At 72.7% G+C, this 19957-nt stretch carries 16 protein-coding genes and 1 tRNA gene; 9 read left to right on the top strand and 8 right to left on the bottom strand.

Going from position 1 to position 19957, the window contains the following annotated elements:
* Positions 1–354 precede the first annotated feature (354 nt).
* The 3 genes from OHA34_RS32305 to OHA34_RS32295 all read left to right on the top strand — a co-directional run bounded on the left by OHA34_RS32305 (position 355) and on the right by OHA34_RS32295 (position 6044).
* A complete protein-coding gene (locus OHA34_RS32305) occupies positions 355–1263 on the top strand; it encodes an AAA family ATPase (protein ID WP_329519817.1) in 909 nt (302 codons plus the stop codon).
* Positions 1260–5726, top strand: a complete 4467-nt coding sequence (fxsT, locus tag OHA34_RS32300) for an FxSxx-COOH system tetratricopeptide repeat protein (protein ID WP_329519816.1) — start codon at positions 1260–1262, stop codon at positions 5724–5726. The genes OHA34_RS32305 and fxsT overlap by 4 nt, the downstream gene beginning before the upstream one ends.
* 105 nt (positions 5727–5831) lie before the next feature.
* Positions 5832–6044 carry a DUF397 domain-containing protein gene (locus tag OHA34_RS32295; protein ID WP_329519815.1) on the top strand — a complete coding sequence of 71 codons (213 nt, stop codon included), beginning with the start codon at positions 5832–5834 and terminating at the stop codon, positions 6042–6044.
* A 55-nt stretch (positions 6045–6099) separates the two neighbouring features.
* Here the strand turns inward: OHA34_RS32295 and OHA34_RS32290 are convergent, their stop codons facing one another.
* Positions 6100–6303, bottom strand: a complete 204-nt coding sequence (locus OHA34_RS32290) for a DUF397 domain-containing protein (protein ID WP_329519814.1) — start codon at positions 6301–6303, stop codon at positions 6100–6102.
* Between the two features lie 212 nt (positions 6304–6515).
* Entirely contained in the window at positions 6516–7274 is a 759-nt protein-coding gene (locus OHA34_RS32285; RefSeq protein WP_285937558.1) for a GntR family transcriptional regulator, read from the bottom strand.
* Positions 7275–7436: 162 nt separating this feature from the next.
* Here OHA34_RS32285 and OHA34_RS32280 point away from each other — a divergent pair, with 162 nt between their 5' ends.
* Both OHA34_RS32280 and OHA34_RS32275 read left to right on the top strand, forming a co-directional pair.
* On the top strand, positions 7437–7655 hold the full coding sequence (locus tag OHA34_RS32280; protein ID WP_285937559.1) for a hypothetical protein: 219 nt from the start codon (positions 7437–7439) through the stop codon (positions 7653–7655).
* A 280-nt stretch (positions 7656–7935) separates the two neighbouring features.
* The gene (locus OHA34_RS32275) at positions 7936–8316 is read left to right on the top strand and encodes an ACT domain-containing protein (protein ID WP_285937560.1); all 381 of its coding nucleotides are present in this window, start codon (positions 7936–7938) and stop codon (positions 8314–8316) included.
* Here the strand turns inward: OHA34_RS32275 and OHA34_RS32270 are convergent.
* A complete protein-coding gene (locus OHA34_RS32270) occupies positions 8288–9160 on the bottom strand; it encodes an NUDIX hydrolase (protein WP_285937561.1) in 873 nt (290 codons plus the stop codon). The two genes, OHA34_RS32275 and OHA34_RS32270, sit on opposite strands and share 29 nt — an antisense overlap.
* Positions 9161–9451: 291 nt before the next feature.
* On the opposite strand from OHA34_RS32270, the gene sppA reads away from it, so the two are divergent.
* Positions 9452–11155, top strand: a complete 1704-nt coding sequence (gene sppA / locus OHA34_RS32265; RefSeq protein ID WP_329519813.1) for a signal peptide peptidase SppA — start codon at positions 9452–9454, stop codon at positions 11153–11155.
* 77 nt (positions 11156–11232) lie between these two features.
* Positions 11233–11664 carry a flavin reductase family protein gene (locus tag OHA34_RS32260; RefSeq protein WP_329519812.1) on the top strand — a complete coding sequence of 144 codons (432 nt, stop codon included), beginning with the start codon at positions 11233–11235 and terminating at the stop codon, positions 11662–11664.
* On the opposite strand, the gene hutI is transcribed toward OHA34_RS32260, so the two are convergent.
* Positions 11646–12821, bottom strand: coding sequence for an imidazolonepropionase (hutI, locus tag OHA34_RS32255; protein WP_329519811.1), 1176 nt, complete (start codon positions 12819–12821; stop codon positions 11646–11648). The genes OHA34_RS32260 and hutI overlap by 19 nt on opposite strands.
* Before the next feature lie 106 nt (positions 12822–12927).
* Between hutI and OHA34_RS32250 the strand changes: the two genes are divergently transcribed.
* Positions 12928–13020 (top strand) — tRNA-Sec (locus OHA34_RS32250).
* A 75-nt stretch (positions 13021–13095) separates the two neighbouring features.
* Here OHA34_RS32250 and OHA34_RS32245 read toward each other — a convergent pair.
* The 4 genes from OHA34_RS32245 to OHA34_RS32230 form a co-directional block, all read right to left on the bottom strand.
* Positions 13096–13968 (bottom strand): MIP/aquaporin family protein, encoded by an 873-nt coding sequence (locus OHA34_RS32245; RefSeq protein ID WP_285937566.1) that lies wholly within the window; start codon positions 13966–13968, stop codon positions 13096–13098.
* Positions 13969–14181: 213 nt separating this feature from the next.
* Positions 14182–15405, bottom strand: coding sequence for an MFS transporter (locus OHA34_RS32240; RefSeq protein ID WP_285937567.1), 1224 nt, complete (start codon positions 15403–15405; stop codon positions 14182–14184).
* Between the two features lie 377 nt (positions 15406–15782).
* The gene (locus OHA34_RS32235; protein ID WP_329519810.1) at positions 15783–16790 is read right to left on the bottom strand and encodes an NAD-dependent epimerase/dehydratase family protein; all 1008 of its coding nucleotides are present in this window, start codon (positions 16788–16790) and stop codon (positions 15783–15785) included.
* A 185-nt stretch (positions 16791–16975) separates the two neighbouring features.
* Positions 16976–18208 (bottom strand): DegT/DnrJ/EryC1/StrS family aminotransferase, encoded by a 1233-nt coding sequence (locus OHA34_RS32230; protein WP_285937569.1) that lies wholly within the window; start codon positions 18206–18208, stop codon positions 16976–16978.
* A gap of 774 nt (positions 18209–18982) precedes the next feature.
* On the opposite strand from OHA34_RS32230, the gene OHA34_RS32225 reads away from it, so the two are divergent.
* Positions 18983–19729, top strand: coding sequence for an SDR family NAD(P)-dependent oxidoreductase (locus tag OHA34_RS32225; protein ID WP_329519809.1), 747 nt, complete (start codon positions 18983–18985; stop codon positions 19727–19729).
* Positions 19730–19957: the final 228 nt, after the last annotated feature.

The raw sequence follows: 19957 nt of genomic DNA, 5'->3' as shown, positions 1-19957 counted from the left end.
GCGCGACGGCTTGCGCTATGCCATCCGGCAGAGCATCCTCCGATGAGGATGCGAGGCCGCGCCGCGCTTTAAGCGCGGCCGTGGACGCACTATAAAGATCCCGTCGAAGGGACCTCACCGATGGCCGGTGACGAAATGCCCAGGGCCCCTTCCTCCGACCATGGGGATCACATTCCGGCATGGTGGATATATCGGGGCACCGGGCATCCCCTTCCCCAGGGCGAGCTCGCGCGCCTTCTCCCCGCCCCTCCCCCCTGGCGGGATTTCGACGGCGGGCCGCCCCTGCCACCGCCCCCCGGCGACGAGCGCGACTTCGCGCGCAGGCTCGGGCCGGTCACGGCCGGGAGGGCGCGGGTGCCCGATCGCGACGAGGTCGACGCCGTCAACGCGGCCCTGCTGCTGCGCCGCCCGCTGCTGATCACCGGCGAGCCGGGCGTCGGCAAGTCCAGCCTCGCCTACCGGATCGCCCGCGAGCTCGGCCTCGGCGGAGTGCTGCGGTGGCCGATCAGCAGCCGCAGCACTCTTCGGGCCGGCCTGTACGAGTACGACGCGATCGGCCGCGCCCAGGACGCCGCCACGACCCGCCACTCCCCCGGCCCCGGCCCCGGCCCCGGCTCGCACGACCCGTCCGGCTCGGGCGCGGCGGGGAGCGGGGACGTCCCGGACGCGCTGTCGGACTCCGGGATCGGCCACTACCTGCGGCTCGGCCCGCTTGGCACCGCCCTCCTGCCGTTCTCGGCGCCCCGGGTGCTGCTGATCGACGAGCTCGACAAGAGCGACATCGACCTGCCCAACGACCTCCTCGACGTGTTCGAGGAGGGCGAGTACCGCGTCACCGAGCTGAACCGGATGAGCGCGCGGGAGCCCGTGGTCAGGGTGCACACCGCCGACCCCGACCTGATGGCCGACATCGTCGGCGGCCAGGTGCGCTGCCGCGCCTTCCCCGTCATCGTCATCACCAGCAACGGCGAGCGCGAGTTCCCGCCGGCCTTCCTGCGGCGCTGCCTCCGGTTCTCCATGAAGGACCCGGGCGAGGCGCGGCTGGCCGACATCGTGGCCTCCCATTTCGCCGAGCGCTCCGACGAGCGCACCCGGCGCCTGATCCGCGACTTCCTCGACCACCGCGGCGGGCGCGGGCTCGCCGCCGACCAGCTCCTCAACGCCGTTTACCTGGCCGGGGCGGGAGGACGGCAACCCGCTGACGGCTGGGAGCGGCTTCTCGACTTCCTCTGGCAGCGGCTGAACCCCGAGGCGGCCGAGTGAGCGAGCGGAGCGGCGGCACTCCCCGGTCCGGCGGACGCCCGGCCGCACCGGGCGGCGTACCCGTCTGGTACGAGGTGTCCGACGCGATCTGGCTGGCCGCGCACATCGCGGCCACGACCCGCGCGGCCAACGGCGCCGGCACCTCCACCGGGCCTGACGCGCGGCCAGAGCATCGGTCGAATGGGAGCGGTCCAGACGACGACCGGCGGACGGCTCCCCCGGGCGAGCCCGCCGAAGGGCATCCGGCCGTCCCGCCCGTCGCGGACACCGCCTCGACCCCGGCCGCGGACCTGGATCCGGACCCGAGCCCGGACCTCCGCGCCGAGTCGCCGCGCCTCCAGCGGAACGGGAACGCCCCCTCGGGGCACGGCGGCGGGACGGTCACGTCCCGCCGGCTCGTCCAACGCGGCGGGCCCCACGCGGGGGTGCGGCCGTTGCTGGACAGGCGGCGCTTCGAGAAGGCCCTGCGCCCCTTCAAGCGCACCGCCGACTCGCGCACGGGAGAGCTCGAGCTCGACGACGAGGCGACCGCCGAACGCGCCGCCGAGGACGGGCTGTGGCTGATCCAGTGCAGGCCCGCCGCCGAACGCTGGCTCGACCTCGACGTGGTCGTCGACGACGGCCCGCTGGCGGCGCTCACCCGGCAGGTCAGCGACCAGTTCATCGACGTCCTCGGCACGGTCGGCGCGTTCCGCACCGTCCAGGTGCACCTGCTCGGCACCGGCGCTCCGGGCTTCGACGGGCTGACGCTGCGCGGCACCGGCCCGCTCGCGCCGGCCCGGCGGCCGTCCGGCCTCGCCTCGGGCCCGCGGGGCGGCCGGCGGATCGTCCTGGTGCTGTCCGACGGGACCGGTGACGCGTGGCACTCCGGCGCCGCGCAGCGGGCGCTCGCCGAGTGGGGACGGCACGCGCCGCTCGTCCTGATCAACCTGCTGTCCCGGCGGCAGTGGCGGCGCACCGCGGTCCCCGGCGCCCCGGCCCGGTTGTTCGCCCCGGGCCCGGTGACCGCCAACCGGCTCTACCGCGCGCGGCGCCCCGCCTCGCCGACCGCCGCGCCGACCGCCGCGACGCCCACCGCTCCGGCCGCGACGCCCGCCGGGCCCGCGCGGGCCCGGGTGCCGGGCCCCGATCCGGACGAGGGGCGGGTGCTCGTCCCGACGATCGAGCTCGAACCCGGCCAGGTCGCCACGTGGGCGCGGTTCGTGACCGCGTCGCGGAGTAGCTGGTACGGCACCGTCACCGCCTGCGCCCCCGACCCGGACGCCCCGGCCGCCGACCCGTGGCCGGCGCCGGCGCCGGACGAGCAGCGCCCGCCGCCGTCCGCGTCCGAGCTGGTCCGCCGGTTCCGCGCGGCGGTGAGCCCGACGGTCTACCGGCTGGCGGTCCATCTGGCCGCGGTGCCGCTCAACACCCCGGTGATGCGGCTCGTCCAGCAGGAGATGCTGCCGGAGTCACGGCCGTCCGACCTCGTCGAGCTGACCGGGAGCGGCCTGCTCCACCGGGTCGGGCCCGAGCGGGGGCCGGACGCCGAGAGGCCGGAGGAGGCGGTCTTCGACTTCGCGCCGGGTGTCCGGGCCGAGTTGCTCGCCGGCGGGCGCCGGTCCGAGACCGCGCGGGTGCTGCTGACCGTGGCGGACCAGCTCGGCGACCGGGTCGAGGGGCTCGGCTCGCTGGCCGAGATGGTGTCCGAGCCCGAGACCGCGCGGGCTCCGGCGCTGACCGCCGGGCTGACCGCGTTCGCACGTCCGGCCGCGCAGGCGTTCCGGGCCCTGGACGGCCCGTACCGGCGGCTGGCCCACGACCTCGACGAAGTGATCGCGGGACATCCGGGTAGGAACAGTTCCATGAAGAGCGTGAATATCACCACCCAGGAAGTCTCCACTCCTATCGAAGAACCCCAAAATCCCCACCTTCCTGGAGTCGGTGTGACAATTAGATCCATTCCCCAAGTGACCGGACGACTCCCCTCCGACCCGCCTCCGGTCTGGGGAAACGTGCCGCCGCAGAACATCAACTTCACCGGCCGCGATGAGCTGCTCGAGCAGTTGCACGAGCGGCTCTCGCACGGCACCACCGCGGTCCTCCCCGAGACGCTGCACGGCATGGGCGGCGTGGGGAAATCGCAGATCGCCATCGAATATGTATATCGCCATTTGGCGGACTATGACCTGATCTGGTGGATCCGGTCGGAGCGGACCGGCCAGATCCAGCAGGACCTCGCCGAGCTCGCCGGCGAGCTCGGCCTGCCGACCAGCAAGGAGGTCAACGTCGCGGTGCCCGCGGTCCGCGAGGCGCTCCGGCTCGGCCGTCCCTACCGGAACTGGCTGCTGATCTTCGACAACGCCGAAGAGCTGGAGGACGTCCGCGAGTTCTTCCCGACCAACGGCCCCGGCAAGATCCTGGTCACCTCGCGCAACCACGCCTGGACCAAGGTCGCCGGCTCGCTGGAGGTCGACGTCTTCGACCGCGCGGAGAGCCAGGCGCTGCTCCGGCTGCGCGGCCCCGAGCTGCGGGACGAGGAGGCCGACGAGCTGGCCGAGGTGCTCGGCGACCTGCCGCTCGCGATCGAGCAGGCCGCGGTCTGGCTGGCCGAGACCGGGATGCCGGTCGACGAGTACCTGCACCTGTTCCGGGAGAACCACGACAAGGCCGCCGAGCTCCTGCACGACGCGGCCCCGATGGCCTACGAGCTGCCGGTCGCCGCGGCCTGGAACGTCTCCCTCGACCGGCTGCGCACCACCGACCCGGCGGCCCTCCAGCTCCTCCAGGTGTGCGCGTTCTTCGCGCCCGAGCCCATTTCGCTGCGCCTGCTGTCGGGCGCCCGGAACGTCGATGGCCCGCCCGAGCTGGTCGCGGCGCTCGGCGACCCGGTGCGGCTGGGCCGCGCCATCCGCGCCATCAACCAGTACGCCCTGGCCAAGATCAGCCACAAGGACAACACGATCATGCTGCACCGGCTGGTGCAGCGCGTCCTGGTCGGCCGGCTCGACCCGGACGAGGCCGACCTGCTGCGCTCCTGCGGGCACCAGCTGATGGCCAAGTTCGACCCCGAGGACCCGGCGCTGCCGGAGAACTGGCAGCGCTACGCCGACCTGCTGCCGCACATCCTCTACTCGGGGATCGTGCGGTCCAACGACCGCTGGACCCGCCAACTGGTGCTGAACGAGATCGCCTTCCTCTTCCAGTGGGGCGACGACCGCGGCTTCCTCTCCCTGGCCGAGGCCACGGTCCGCGAGTGGACGCAACTCCTCGGCGAGGACGACGAGCAGACCCTGGCCGCGTCCATCCACCTCGGCCGCGCACTGCGGGTCAACGGGCGGTTCGAGGAGGCCCACCAGTGCCACGTCCGGGTCAACGACATCCGTGAAGCGGCACTCGGCGCCGAGGACGAGCGGACCCTGGAGGCCCGGGTCTTCGTGTCCGCCGACCTGCGCTACCTCGGCCATTTCCAGCAGGCGCTTGAGCTCGACAAACCGGCTCTCGACACGCTGGTCCGCAAGTTCGGCAACGACGATCCGATGACGCTCCAGCAGGCGCACTTCTACGCCATCGACCTCCGCCTCAGCGGCGACGCCAAGGCGGCCCGCGACCTCGACCGGCAGACCTACGCGCGGCTCTCCACCGTCTTCGGCGACCGGCACATCAAGACGCTGGCCTCGCTCTCGGCGATCGCCGTCGACGAGATGGAGTGCGGCGCGTACGAGGAGGCCCGCGAGCTGACCCGGCAGAACGTGCAGCGCATGGAGGAGACCTTCGGCACCAGCTTCGCCGGGCTCACCGAGAGCCTCAGCGTTCTGGCGGTGATGGAGCGCAAGGCGGGTGACCACGAGCGGGCCCTGGAGCTGTCCACCGACGCGGTCGAACGCTTCGAGAACCGGTACGGCCGGTTCCACCCCTGGTCCATCTCCGCTGTACAGAACCACGCGGTCAACCTCCGCCAGTGCGGCAAGCTGCTCGACTCGATCGAGCTGGCCCGCCAGACGGCGCGGGACTACGACGAGATGTTCGGCAGCCACCATCCCAACACCCCGACCGCCAACATCAACCTGGCCGTCGCGCTGCGCCTGAACGGGCAGGTCGACGAGGCCCGCAGGCTCGACGAGGGCGCGCTGGAGGTCCTGGGCCGGGTGCTCGGGCAGGATCATCCGCGCAGCATCGTCTGCTCGATCAACCTCGCCAGCGATCACGCCTCGCTCGGCAACACCGAGGAGTCACTGCGCCGGAACCGGGAGACGTTGGAACGCGCCCGGCGGGTACTCGGACCCGAGCACCCGACCACCCTCGCGTGCGCGTTCAACCTCGCCCTGGACCTGCGCGCCACGGGCGACGGACGGGAGGCGGAGGACCGGCTGGCGCAGACCATCGACGACCTGCGGCGGGCTCACGGCCCGAACCATCCCGCGACGGCCGGCGCTCGCCGGGGTGAACGCGCCAACTGCGACATCTACCCGATCCCGGTCTGAGGGAGGGTGGCCGGCCGGTGCGAGGTCGTGGGGCGGCCCCGGGCCCCCGGACATCGCCGTCCCTCTCACCGGGCAATATCGCCACGCGCTCGAATGGTGGGAGAGATGATGACCGGTGCAACGGAGCTGGACAACGCCCCATGGCGCAAGAGCGTACGATCCGGTAGCGACGGCAACTGCGTCTCACTGGCCTCTCATCGGGCCCATGTCGCCATTCGCGACAGCAAGGACCCCCGCCGCACCACCATCGTGCTGGCGGTCACGGAGACCCGCAGACTGTTCGACGAGATCAAAGCGGGCCTGTTCGACCTGGACTGACCGCGGGCGGGGGCGCGGGCGCCGCGCTCGACCGGGCCCCCGCCGGGCCCGGTGCCTAGATCGTGTCGCTCTTGATGGCGCCGATGAGGGCGCGCCACGAGATCGTCGACACCGCGATGCGCGGACCGTCCGGGTCCTTGGAGTCCCGGATGGCGCGGGCACCGTCCAGCGCGGCGACCTCCACGCACATCCCCATGTCGGGGTCGCTGCTGTGGCTGCTCTTCCGCCATACCGTCCTAGAAACAGACGCGTTCTTCATGCGCGATGCTCCTCTCGTCGAATTCCACCTCCCCGTCCTCTGACAGGACGAGACGAAGGCGCCTGACAGGCATCAACGTAGCGCATGTGAAGACCTTTCAAAAGCATTCCGCAAGCGACCGTCGCCGGCCCTTTATAGATCAATTTCATGGATCAATTCACTGCAATTTACAGGTAACCATTACATGCCGTTCATACGGGTCGCCGGCGGCATCACAGATCGATGGAGTAGTCGAGCACGACGCCGTCGGCGGGCAGCACGATGTCGCGGCACACCTCCATCACCCGCGCGCCGGAGAGCATCCGGCGGGTGATGGCCAGGACCGGCACTCCCTCGGCGAGGCGCAGCGTGGCGACCTCTTCAGGGGTCGGCATGCGGGCGCGCACCGCCTCCTCGATCCGGGTCGGGGGGTGGCCGAGGAAGGCGAGCTGGGCGAGCGTGCCCCCCGGCCAGGGCTCGCGCGCGGGATCGGCGACCGGCGTGTCGCCAACCACCTCCCACGGCAGGTAGTTCACCGAGATCTGCTGGGGCTCGCCGCGGGCGTGGAAGACGAACCGGCGGCACAGCAGAGCGGTCCCGGTGGGCAGCTCGAACAGCGCCGCCAGCTCCGGACCGGCGCGGGCACGGCTGAACTCGGTGTCGAGGCGGTACTCGGACCAGCCGATCCGCTGGTCACGGGTGAACGTGGTCTCCGGCGCGGCCCTGGGCCGGCCGAGCCCCCGGTAGCGGTCCATCGCGACCCGGCGCACCGGCGGCACCCGCCTGACGACGGTGCCGCCGCCGCGGCGGGTCTCGACGAGGCCCTCGCCGCGCAGCAGCGCGACGGCCCGCCGAATGACGATCTCCGATACCCCGTGGGCCGCGCACAACTCCCTGATGGTCGGCAGCCGCGTTCCAGGCGCGAGGCTGCCGTCGCGAATCCCCCCGCGCAGCGTGTCGGCGATGCGCAGGTAGGCGGGACGGTCCGGCACGGGCGTCACCTCCCTTCGTCACAGCCGCCTGCCCCGAGATCCGGGAACCCCTTCCTGGCGCTATCCGCGGGGAGACGGTCCGCTTACGGACAGCTTGACACCTCTAAGGCTGAGTAAGACTTTTGTATACAGAAGAACCGCCTCGGGGAAAGGACGGCCTTGATGGGCGACTTCGAAGATCTCAAGGCCGCCCTCGAGGGCGAGTTCCCGGGCTGGCTGGTCTGGCGCAGCGACGCGGGCCGGTGGTACGCGACCCGCAGCGGCGATCTGACCGACGCCCAGCTCCAGTCGGGATATGCGATGACGGTGGCCGCGGACGACTCGGCGGGGCTCCGCGCACTGCTGCTCGACCAGGCCGGCCGGGACGGCGGCGACCGGTGAGGCGGGCCCCGCGAGGGCCGGGCGGCCCCGCCGGCGAACGGCGATGGAGCGCGCCAGGGTCTGCCGGTGCGGAAGGTACCTGTGTCGCTGAGGTGACACAGGAATGGAGACTTGGTCGGTGCGAGCCTGTGGCCGCAGTGGCCAGGAAGACGTGACCGCACGGGCGCCGCATCGGCGCGACCCCCGCAGAAGGCGTGGCGTCCGTGCGGTCGCGCTCCGGTGGCCCGTCGGGCGCGGAGGGCGCGATGTCCCGTGCGCGGCGAAGATCTAGGGTGGCGGGATGAGCCCCGCCCAGCACCTGAACGTCGTCCCGTCCCGGTTCATGGTGGACCACCTGCCGAACGCCACGTTCCCCGAGGACGACGAGTGGATCGCGCTGGTGCGCGCCCCCGAGGGCCTGACCGTCGTCCGCGAGGCGCCCCCGTACCTGGAGACGGAACGGTGGGTCGGCTTCTACAGCGCGACCTCACACGGACTCGACGCGCCCGGCATGCTCGCCGCGCTGGTCGGGCCGCTCGGTGAGGCGGGCGTCCCGGTGTTCGTCGCCTCCACTTACCACGCCGACCTCGTCCTGGTGCCCGAGCATCGGCGGGACGAGGCCGCCGGGGTGCTCACCGGAGCGGGGCACCGCGTCACCGGCGCGACGGAAGACGTTCGGTGAGCCAGCGGGGCCCGGCCACCGCAGCGCCCGCGTCCTCGCAGCGGGCCCGCAGCTCGCGGTCGGCCGTCACCACCAGGTGAACGGTGCCGGGCTCGGGGCTCGACACCAGTTCGACGATCCGGTCGTCACCGCTTCCGGGCGCGGCCACCACGCGCACGGCGTCCGACGGCTCGGCCGCGACGCCGCGGGCCGCGCCCTCCACGACCAGGACCAGGTCGGGGAACGTCCGGTCGAACGGGACCAGGCCGGGCGGGACGCCGGTGAGGCCGTCCTTCAGCGCGGTGAGGTCGTCGCGCAGGCGCGCGTTGGCGCCGGCCCGGTCCTTCCACCAGCCGTCCGCGCGGGACCCGACGACGTTCGCCGCGTCCACCACCAGAACCAGCCTGAGCATCGCCTCGCGCAGCGCCGGCCAGGTCCGGGCGAACGGCGCGAACAGCCGCCGCGACCCGACCTCGTCCACCGGCACCCACGCGGCCTTGCGGGTCTCGAACGAGGCGGGCTTGACGTGCGGCCGGGCGTCCACCGAGCCGATGACCGACGCGTAGTCCCAGTCGCCGTGATCCTCCACGAGCAGCCCGTGCACGCGGACGGTACCGACGTCGAGCGTGCACTCCTCGGACGTCTCGCGCAGCGCGGCCTCGATCTTGTCCTCGCCGCTGTGCCGTCCGCCGCCGAACATGCCCCACGTCCCGCCGCCCTGCCCCCACCACGCGCGCTGCTGGAGCAGCAGCCGGGTCACGCCGTCGGCGGGGTCGTGGTGGCTGAGCAGCAGGCCGGCCGCGCCGAACCTGCCCCAGTGCGTGTGGCCGAGGCCGCAGCGCGCCCAGCCGTCCCCGTCTCCCATGGGGCGACGATATCGCTCGGCCGAGACCGCCACGGGAGGACGGGTCCTGCCCTCCGGCCGGCCGGCTGACCTGCACCTGCGCTGCACCGTCACGGCACCTGCGGGCGCCCCGGCCGGACCAGGACGGCCATCGGCGCGGTGATCGGCGACGCGCGCGGGCGTCCCGTCGCGCAGGCCGGCTGCGGCGTGCCGCGCGACCAGGTGTCCGCCCACTGGCCTCGTCCTCCAGGGGGACCTCGGCTGGACTCCGGGTGGAGGGGCCGCCGGGCACCGAACGCATAGGCTTGGTCCATGGTGGATCCCGGCACAGTCGTCAACGTCATCAAGCAGGCCCGCGACCGGCGGACGGCACCGCTGATCCTGGAACTCGACCTCACCGACGGCCTGGTCGAGTCCCCGCCGGCCGATCCGCTCTCGGCGGTCCTGTCCATGCGCCGCAACCACCTCCGGGACGTGCTGGAGGGCCTGCGCCGCGCCCGCGCCGACAGCCGGGTGCGCGCTCTGGTCGTCAAGGTCGCCGGCGGCATCGGCCTGGCCCGGGCGCAGGAGCTGCGCGAGGCCGTCCGGGCGGTGCGCGAGGCGGGCAAGCTCACCGTCGCGTGGGCCGAGACGTTCGGTGAGGGCGGGCACGGCACCGTCCCCTTCTTCCTGGCCACCGGGTTCGACCGCGTCTACCTCCAGCCGACGGGCGAGGTCGGGCTGACCGGGCTCGCGCTCGAAGAGCCGTTCTTCGCGGGCGCGCTGGAGAAGGCGGGCGTCCAGCCGCGCTTCGCCAAGCGGTACGAGTACAAGACCATGGCCAACACGTTCATGGAGAAGACCTACACGCCCGAGCACCAGGAGTCGTCGCAGCGGCTGGTGACCTCCCTCGGCGAGCAGATCACCGCCGGCATCGCCGCGGCCCGCGGGCTGTCCGCGGCCAAGGTCCGCGAGCTGACCGACCGGGGCCCGCTGCTGGCCGCCGAGGCGCTGGAGGCGGGCCTGGTCGACCGGCTCGGCTACCGCGACGAGGTCTACGCCGACCTGCGCGCGGAGTTCGGCGAGCCGGCGCAGCTCAGGTTCGTCTCCCGCTACAACCGCACCCACGGGCTGGCCAAGCGGCTCCCGCAGCCCGGCCGGCAGGACGTCGTCGCGCTGATCAACGGGCAGGGCCCGATCCGGCTCGGGCGCAGCGGACGCGGTGGCCCGCTGCCGAACCAGGGCCCCGCGATCGGCGCCGACACCATCGGCGCCGCGCTCCGCGCCGCCGTCCGCGACGAGCGGGTCAAGGCGATCGTGTTCCGGGTGAACAGCCCGGGCGGGTCGGCGGTGGCCTCCGACGCGATCTGGCGCGAGGTGGTGCTGGCCCGCGAGGCGGGCACCCCGGTCATCGTGTCGATGGGCGACGTGGCGGCGTCCGGCGGCTACTACGTCGCGATGGCGGCCGACACGATCGTCGCGCAGCCCGGCACCATCACCGGCTCGATCGGCGTGGTGGTCGGGAAGGCCGTGGTCAACGGCCTGCTGGAGCGGGTCGGCATCGGGCTCGGCAGCGTCGCCGACGGCGAGCACGCCCGGATGTTCAGCTCCACCAAGGACTTCAGCGACTCGGAGTGGGAGCGGGTCAACGCCTCGCTCGACCAGATCTACGAGGACTTCACCGCCAAGGTGGCGCGGGGCCGCGACCTGTCCCGCGAGCGCGTGCACGAGCTGGCCCGCGGCCGGGTCTGGACCGGCGCCGACGCGCGGGAGCGCGGCCTGGTGGACGAGCTCGGCGGCCTCGAACTGGCCCTCGACCTCGCCCGTAAGAAGGGCGGGCTGCCGGTGAACGCGCCGGTCCGGTCCTACCCGCACAGCTCGCCGCTGGAGCGGCTCCGCCCGCCCGAGTCCAGCGAGGACCGCACCGCCGCGAGCGCCCGGTTCGACGGCTGGGGCTCCCTCGGCGGCGTCGCGGCGCGCCTCGGCCTGCCCGCCGCGGGCCCGCTCACCCTCCCGGGCTCCTGGGAGATCCGCTGAACGCCGCGGGCACCGGGCCCGGCCACCGCCACGTCGACTTCACCGAGGCGGTCGGCGGCTTCGCGACCGGGGTGGTCGTGCTGACCGTCCGGGACGGGCGCGACGACCTCGGCACGACGGTGACGTCGTTCATGTCGGTGTCGCTCGCCCCGCCGATGGTGCTGGTCGGGGTGGGATCGGACTCCTACCTCAGCGAAGTGCTCGGCCGGCAGGACCGGTGGGCGGCGACCGTGCTGAGCGAGAAGCAGCGCGCGCTCGCGGGGCGCTTCGCCGCCGCGGGGCGGCCGAGCGCCCGGCTGCTGCTGGCGAGCGAGCCGCACCACCGGGGCCCGCTGTCGGACGCGCTGATCCCCGGCGACGGCCTGGCGTCGGTGGAGTGCGAGACCCGGCAGCGGATCGAGGCCGGCGACCACATGCTGTTCGTCGCCGAGGTCCTGTCGGCCGACTACATCGCCCGGCGGCGCGGGCCGCTGATCCGGGTGAACGGCCGCTACCTCGCCCCGTCCTGACGGCGGCCGGCCTTCCAGACCGCGGCGACCTGGGGGACGCCGGGACGGTAGGCGAGGTGGATGTGCGACGGGGCGTCCAGCACCAGCACGTCGGCGCGGGCGCCGGGCCCCAGCCGGCCGACGTCGCCGCGGCGCAGCGCGCGCGCCCCGCCGGCGGTCGCGCCCCACACCGCCTCCGCCGGGGTCATGCCCATGTCGCGGACGGCGACCGCGATGCAGAACGCCATGCTGGAGCTGTAGCAGGAGCCGGGGTTGCAGTCCGTCGCGAGGGCGACCGTGGCGCCCGCGTCGATGAGGCGGCGCGCGTCCGGGTAGGGCTGGCGGGTGGAGAACTCCACGCCCGGCAGCAGCGTCGCGACGGTCCGCGAGCCCGCCAGGGCGTCCACGTCGGCGTCGCTGAGGAAGGTGCAGTGGTCGGCGGACGCGGCGTCCAGCTCGACCGCGAGCCGCACCCCCGGCCCCGCGGTCAGCTGGTTGGCGTGCACGCGGGGGGTCAGCCCGGCGCGGCGGCCCGCCTCCAGCACCTCGCGGGCCTGGTCCTCGTCGAAGGCCCCCTTCTCGCAGAACGCGTCGATCCAGCGCGCGTGCGGGGCGCACGCGGCGAGCATGCCGGTGGAGACCAGCCGCGTGTACGCCGCGGTGTCGCCGTCGTACTCGGGCGGCACCACGTGCGCGCCGAGGAAGGTCACCTCGTCGGCGGCCTCGGCCGCGATCCGCACGGCGCGCTCCTCCTGCTCGACGCTGAGCCCGTACCCGGACTTGCACTCGACGGTCGTGGTGCCCTGCCGTGCCATCTCGGCGACGAGGCGGCGCAGGTTGGCGCGCAGCTCGCCGTCGGTGGCGGCGCGGGTCCGGGCGACCGTGGTGCGGATGCCTCCGGCGGCGTACGGCCGGCCGCTCATCCGGGCCGCGAACTCCTCGGCGCGCTCACCCGCGAACACCAGGTGCGCGTGCGAGTCCACGAACCCCGGCAGCACCGCCCGTCCCGCCGCGTCGTAGGCGTCGTCGGCCATGGGCGCGTCCGCCGACGGGCCGGCCCAGGCGATCCGCCCGTCCTCGATCACCAGCGCCGCGTCGCGCAGCACCTCCAGCGGGCCCTCGCCGAGGCCCGGCTCGTTGGTGACCAGTTCCCCGATGTTCGCGATGAGGGTGCTCACCGGTCCAGGATCGCATCCCGGACGCCGGCGGCAGGGGGGCCGGCGGCCGTGTCCGTCTCAGATCCGAGACACCTGGACGGCCCGCGGCGGGTGTATCGTCCCGGCCGGAGGCGAACGGGCGCCTGGTGGCCCTCACGGTCTTCAAAACCGATGGTCCCGAGCATCTCGGGACGGCGGGTTCGATTCCCGCTCGCCTCCGCTCCCCGGATCCGCGGCGGCCCTCCGCGAATGCGGCGTCGCCACCGACCTTCGCTGAACGGTGCGGCGAGCCGACTCACCGGGCCGGCGCACCCGAAGCGCCCGCCGGGTCCGGTGAGCCCGGAGCATCCGGTGAGGCCGGAGCGTCCGGGGAGCCCGGAGCATCCGACGCGGCCGACGCGGGCGGCTCGGTGGGGCCGCCGGAGTCCGGCGGGGGCGGGGGCTCGGCCGGCAGCGGGTCGCCCGGGACCCGCGGTTGGAAGAAGAGGTGGACGGCGGCGGCGATGACCGCGCCGACCAGCGGGGCGACGATGAACAGCCAGACCTGGTGCAGGGCCGTCCCGCCGGTGACGACGGCGGGGCCGAGGCTCCGGGCCGGGTTGACCGACGTCCCGGTGATCGGGATGCCGAGGAGGTGGACGCTGGTGAGCGCCAGGCCGATGACGACGCCGGCGACGGCGGTGATGGCCGCCCTGCTCGTCATCGCCAGGACGGCGAACACGAACAGCCCGGTGAGGACGACCTCGGCGAGGAACGCGCCGCCGAGGCTGATCCGGATCGGGCTCTCGGCGCCCCAGCCGTTGGTGCCGAGCCCGGTCACGGGCTTGCTGTAGAGCGGTGAGGCCCGGACGGTCGCCCAGAGCAGCAGCGCGCCGAGGATGCCGCCGATGAACTGGGCGATCCAGTAGCCGGCGGCGTCGAGCGGCTTGAGCCGGCCGACGAGCAGGGTGCCCAGGGTGACGGCGGGGTTGACGTGGCAGCCCGAGATCGGCCCGATCGCGTAGACCAGGACGAGGAGCACGAGGCCGAACGTCAGCGCGGTCGCGACCACTCCGGCGGAGAAGCTCCGGCCGGTGACCCCGAAGCCGAACGACAGGGTCGCCACGCCCACCCCGAAGTACACCAGGAGCAGCGTCCCCAGGAGTTCCGCCGTGACTTTCCTGACCACGGGCTCCTCCTTCGCCGAGGACTTCGGTTCCTCCCCACCTACCCGGGCGGGTTCCCGGGCCAAGCTCCGAGTGATCGTTCATGGACGAGTCTTGGCGCTGCTTTACCTCCGCCACCCCGCCGCCGTCCCCCTCCTTTCCCAGCGGGGAGCCGCGCCGGCCTGGGCCGTCGGGGCCGGCCACCGGTCCGGCGGCGGTTCTCGCGGGGCGCCCGCTCAGCCGGGCCGCAGGCGGGGGGCGAGGGAGACCATGGCCCCCATCAGGATGAGGAACACGAGCATCGCCGCCCGCAGCCCGGTCGTCTCGGCGATGCCGCCCATGATGGGCGGCCCGGCGAGGAACCCGACGTAGCCGACGGTGGAGACGGCGGCGATCGAAAGGCCGGGCCGGTCGGGCGCGAACCGGGCGGCGTGGCTGAAGGCGACCGGGACGACGGCGGCCAGCCCGAGCCCGATCAGGGCGTAGCCCGCCAGGCCGGCGTGCGGGTTCGGCAGCGCGATCGCGAGGACGGAGCCGCAGCCGGCGAGGACGGCGCAGCCGAGGACGAACCGGTCGGCGCCCGCGAAGGCGCGCACCCGGTCGGCGGCCAGCCGGCCCGCCACCATGCCGGCCGAGAAGACCGCGAACCCCGTGGCGGCGGCCCCGGCCGACGAGTCGGCGACGTCGTGCAGGTAGACCGAGCCCCAGTCGTTCATCAGCCCCTCCCCCATCAGCGCGCAGAACGCGATGAGGCCGGCCGGCCACAGTTCCCGGGTGGGCAGGGCGAGGAAGGGCGAGTCGTCGGTCTTGGGCGCGTCGGGCAGCAGGAAGAACGTCGCCCCGGCGCACACGAAGGACAGCACGATCGCGATGGTCAGGAGATGCGCCCCGACGCTGACGCCCGCGGAGGCGGCCAGGCCGCCGGCTGCCGCGCCGACGACAGCGCCGAGGCTGAACATGGCGTGGAACCCGCCGAGGACGGGACGGCCGTAGGCCCGCTCGACCAGGACTCCCTGGGTGTTCATGGCGACGTCCACGGTGCTGTTGCCGATCGCGAACACCGCCAGGATCGCGGTCAGCCAGGCCAGCCCGGGGGCCAGCGCGATCACCGGCATCGCGCCCAGGTAGAGGGCGGCGCCGCCGACCATCACCCGCCGGCTGCCCCAGCGGGCCACCAGGCCGCCCGCCAGCGGCAGGCCGGCGAAGGCCCCGGCGGCGAGGCCGGCCAGCGCCACGGCCAGCCCCCCGTCGGACATCCCCAGGCCGTCTCGCACGGCCGGCACCCGCGCGGCCCAGGAGGCGAACGCGGTGCCGTTCACGAAGAAGACGCCGCTGACCGCGGCCCGCGCCGCCCGCTTGCGCACGGCGGGCAGTGCGGCATACGCCCTGGCCGGGTGATCCGGGTCTGGACCGTTCGCGTCTATGGCGCGGGCGGCGCCCTCGATCTCGCCTCTGGCCACGGTTTTCCCTCCCTCGGGTACTTCGTTGGCACGGGCTCACGCTGCGGCCCGTCGCAGTCTCGGTACGGGGTTCCGAAATCGAACGCGCCGCGTCCGTCCATCAGGACCGGTGGAGCACAGGGGCGGACGCGCGCCGTCTGGACACTCGTTCGGGGTCCCGGGGGCCGGCGCGCTCGGCACCGGCCCGCGGGCGAGGATCTCTCGGCGGCCGGATGCCCTCCCGGACCCTGGAGCGGGTCCGGCGGCCCTTCCGGGCACCGGTCGCATCGCCGGGCGGTGTGCCGCGGCGAGACTGGCGGGACCGTTCCACCTGGACCGGTCCGAGGCCCTGCCCCGGGGGCCGGAGTGCGCTCCGCCACCGGGGTCAGGGCCGGCGGTCAGAGCTGCTCGACGCGCTCACGGCGGAAGACGGCGGTGGTCGAGGGGAGTTCGGGGAAGGCGCCGAGCCTGTCGGTGAGCTCCTTGAGCGCCTTGTCGAGCGCGACGCTGGGCCGGAACCCGATGTCGCGGATCTTGGAGATGTCGGCCACCAGCCGGAAGCTGTCCTCCAGCTGGGAGGTGTCGGCCTGGAGCTGGGCGGGACGGCCCGTGGCGGCGGCCACGGCGTCGGCGAGCTCGCGCATGGACACCTCCGTCCCGCTGCCGAGGTTGTAGATCTCGCCGGCGGTGCCGGCGTCGGCCAGGGTGATCAGCGCCGCGCACAGGTCGGCGACGTGGATGAAGTCGCGGGTCTTGCGGTCGATGTCCCCGACCACCGGGATCGGGAGCTCGTTGAGCTGCCAGCGCAGGAACTGCGACACCTCGCCGCCGGCGGTGCGCGGGTCCTCGCCCGGCCCGTAGATCACGAACGACCGGCCGATCACCACCGGCAGGCCGATGGCCTCGTGCAGGCTGCGCAGGGTCAGTTCCCCCGACAGCTTGGACGCGCCGTAGGGCAGGAACGGCCGGATGGGGTGCTCCTCGGTGATGGGGCACGTCTGCGGGGTGCCGTACACGATCGCCGAGGAGAGGTAGACCAGCCGGCGCACGCCGAGTTCGACGCAGGCGTTGCCCACATTGCAGGTTCCGAGGCCGTTGACCTGGAAATCGAATCGGGGGTATTCGACGGAGAGGGTGCCGCTCGCGTTTCCGGCGAGATGGAAGACCGTGTCGACGTTCCGCAGCGCCAGGAGCGTCTCGCCATAGTCCCGTACGTCCGCGCGCATGTGCCGGACGCCGGGCAGCGCGGCCAGTTCCGGCGACGGCGGGGCGAGGTCGACCACGACCACGCTTTTACCGATGTCGGCCAGCGCGGCGACGAGATTTCTGCCGACGAAGCCGGACCCTCCGGTGACGGCGACGTCGGCGTTCTCTAGGGAGGAGGATTCCAGGAATGTTCTACCCATGATGAAACTCCAGCTCTCACTTGCCCGGCTCGCGGGCGAGGGGGGAACAGGGGGTGGGGGAAGACGGGAAAGGCGACTATCGAGTCCTTTCTCTGCGGGCTTCGATCGCCGTTCGCACGGCGTCGACCGGGGATGCGGCGGTCACCGGGGCGGCCGGTCGGCCGGCGTCCGGTGGCCACCGCCGGTCACCGCCCGGCGCCGAGTTCGGCGACGCCGCGGCGGACCGCGCCGATCATATGGTCCACCTGCGCGTCGGTCAGGTGGTCGTAGATCGGGAGCTGGATCTGGTGCTCGAAATAGGTCTTCTCGGCGACCGGGCACTGCCCGTAGCGGTGCCCGAGCGCCCGGAACTCCGGCAGCAGGTGGATCGGGAAGTAGCGGATGACGATCTCGATGCCCTCCCGCTCCTGGAGGTGCCGGATGAACGCGTCCTTCGGTGCGCCGACGATCTCGGGCCGGTAGAGGAGCGTGTACAGGTGGTAGATGTGGTGCGCGTACGGCTTCTCGGTCTGGACGTCGATGCCGGGCACGTCGCGCAGCGCGTCGTTGAGCCGCTGCGCGATGTCGCGGCGGCGCTCGTTGAGCTTGCCGAGCTTGCCGAGCTGGACGATGCCGAGGGCGGCGCTCAGCTCGCTCATCCGGTAGTTGTTGCCGACCAGGTAGTGCCCGTCGACGTAGTCGTGGGTGTACGACTTGAGCGAGTGCGCGTCGCGGTAGTACTCGGGCTGCCGGTACGGGCCGATGCGCGGGTCCTCGCGCTCGCGCATCTCGCCCCACACGTGCAGGGTCCCGAGCGCGCGGGCCATCTCGGCGTACCGGTCGTCGTTGGCGACGAACGCCCCGCCCTCGCCGCTGGTCATGTTCTTCAGCGAGTGGAAGCTGAAGCAGCCGATGTCGCCGATGGTGCCGAGCGGCCGGCCCTTGTAGGTGCCGCCGGCGACGTGCGCGCAGTCCTCGACCACGGTCAGCCCGTAGCGGCGCGCGATGTCCATGATCGGGTCCATGTCGGCGGCCTGGCCGCCGTAGTGCACCACCCAGATCGACTTGGTCCGCTCGGTGATCAGCGGCTCGATGGTGGCCGGGTCGAGGGTGAGGCTGTCGGGGTCGATGTCGCCGAACTTGACGACGCAGCCGCGCGCCTGGAGCGGCCAGGTGGTCACCCAGAAGGTCTGCGGGGACGTGATCACCTCGTCGCCCGGCTGGAGCTCCAGCACCTTGGCGGCCAGGTACAGGGCGGTCGTGCACGAGCTGGTCGCCTGGGCGTGCCGGGCGCCGATCTGCTCGGCCAGACGCCGCTCGAACTCGGCACCGCTCGGCCCCATCGCCAGCGTGTCCTGGCCCAGCGCGTCGGTGACGGCCTTGATCTCTTCCTCGCCCGGCTGGTTGGAGATCCCGCTGTAGGGCACCACGTACGTCATCCGAGCACTCCTCTCTCTTGACCGTGTCGATCCGATCCAAGACGTTTCAAGAAGGGCATCCGTTTCGATCCGCCGGCCGCACGGTCAGTGCGGGACCGGTGAATAGTCAAGGATTCTTGAACTGACGCGGTACGCCATCGGAGGCTCTTGTCCGACCGATTTGAACGAGCCGTGTCAGATTCATAGTCATGGGTCTATCATCCCTGCACTAGCACCGGCAAGGTAGAAACCGGTAACCCGACCTTGACGCAGATGCTCATCTGCTGGTTTTATGCAAAGTTTCATTTTTCTGCGTATCACAGCCGAATGTTACCAGCTTGTTATATTTCGCCAGAGCACCCTTCTTGCCACACGTTGCCCATATCGCACATATCGCATGTGTCGCATGGAGTCGGACATCACTCGGGGTTATCCGAGACCGCCCCCGGCGGCCGGTGATTCGGCCCGATAAGCGCGCCCGGCGGTTCTCGGCGGCGCCGCGCCGAACCGAGATGATCTTGTTTGCGAAGGCCGCGGGTCGCGCGCGACAACGACCTTGGGGGCGCGATAGAACAACACCCGATGCTCCCGGCACGGCGGTCGTTCTGGACGGCACGGGCCGCCGAGCGCTTCACCACGTTTGTTGTTCACTGTCCGCCCGCGCGGGTAGTGACCATGAATGACCATGTTTCGGAGCGGTTCCGCCGGCGCCCGAGGGCCGGCCGGACGGCACGGTGGCGGGAGGGCCATGCGGCGGTGTGGATCAGGCGGGCCGTCGACTGAGGAGGCCCGCCGGTGACCGGCCGGAGGGTCGCCCTGGTGACCGGAGCGTCCCGGGGGCTGGGCGCGGCGGTGTCGGCCGCGCTGGCCCGCGACGGCACCGACGTCGCGATCAACTACCTGCGCGACGGCGGGACGGCCGAGGCGTTGCAGAAGGAGATCACCACCGCGGGTGGGCGGGCCGCGCTGTTCCGCGCCGACGTCACCGACGAGGCCGAGGTCGACGACCTGTACCGGCGCGTGGTGGCCGCCTTCGGCGGGGTCGACGTCCTGGTGCTCAACGCGACCGGCCCCCAGCCCGACATCCCCATTGAGGAGCTGCGCTGGCAGGACGTGCTCGACCAGCTCGACTTCTTCGTCAAGAGCCCGCTCCTGCTGACGCAGAAGGCGATCGCGGGCATGAAGCAGCGCGGGTTCGGCCGTATCGTCCACGTCGGGTCGGACGTCGTCGACCTGGGCCCGCCGCAGTCCAGCGCCTACGTCGCCGCCAAGGCCGCCCAGCTCGGGCTCACCCGCTCCTGGGCGCGCGAGCTCGGCCGGTACGGGATCACCGTCAACCTCGTCGCGCCGGGCTGGATCCCCACCGACCGGCACGAGGGCATCCCCACCGGCACCAAGGACGAGTACGCGGAGCAGGTGCCGCTCGGGCACTTCGGCGTGCCCACGGACGTGGCCGAGGCGGTCGCCTTCCTCGCCTCGGACCGGGCCGCCTTCATCACCGGGCAGAGGATCACCGTCAACGGCGGCAACACGCTCACCTAGCGGGTGACGACATATCCACCCAATAGCCCCAAAAAACGCCGTTAGACCTATAAGTCGGAAATGCACTATCGGCGGCACGGATGGCGGACCCGCAGGTCACGGCCGGGAAAAAAGATCCACGCCGTGACCTGCGCCGTCAGCCGCTCCGCTAGCTAAAAAGCGCATCCCGTCCCGAATCTTGCTGGTTTGCGTTTGAAGTAGAGGGCGAGGTGCGGCATCATTCACGGG

It is taken from the genome of Spirillospora sp. NBC_01491 (assembly GCF_036227065.1).
In the GTDB taxonomy this organism is placed as follows: Bacteria; Actinomycetota; Actinomycetes; order Streptosporangiales; family Streptosporangiaceae; genus Spirillospora; species Spirillospora xylanilytica.
The sequence above is the reverse complement of the archived record's forward strand: the minus strand, read 5'-3'. Positions and strand labels throughout refer to the sequence as shown.

Excerpts from the sequence above, each read along its gene's own strand:
- sppA (WP_329519813.1), top strand. The coding sequence starts at position 9,452 with ATGGTGGATCCCGGCACAGTCGTCAACGTCATCAAGCAGGCCCGCGAC.
- OHA34_RS32275 (WP_285937560.1), top strand. The coding sequence starts at position 7,936 with ATGAGCCCCGCCCAGCACCTGAACGTCGTCCCGTCCCGGTTCATGGTG.
- OHA34_RS32290 (WP_329519814.1), bottom strand. The coding sequence starts at position 6,303 with ATGAAGAACGCGTCTGTTTCTAGGACGGTATGGCGGAAGAGCAGCCAC.
- OHA34_RS32270 (WP_285937561.1), bottom strand. The coding sequence starts at position 9,160 with ATGGGAGACGGGGACGGCTGGGCGCGCTGCGGCCTCGGCCACACGCAC.
- OHA34_RS32230 (WP_285937569.1), bottom strand. The coding sequence starts at position 18,208 with ATGACGTACGTGGTGCCCTACAGCGGGATCTCCAACCAGCCGGGCGAG.
- OHA34_RS32235 (WP_329519810.1), bottom strand. The coding sequence starts at position 16,790 with ATGGGTAGAACATTCCTGGAATCCTCCTCCCTAGAGAACGCCGACGTC.
- OHA34_RS32280 (WP_285937559.1), top strand. The coding sequence starts at position 7,437 with ATGGGCGACTTCGAAGATCTCAAGGCCGCCCTCGAGGGCGAGTTCCCG.
- OHA34_RS32295 (WP_329519815.1), top strand. The coding sequence starts at position 5,832 with ATGATGACCGGTGCAACGGAGCTGGACAACGCCCCATGGCGCAAGAGC.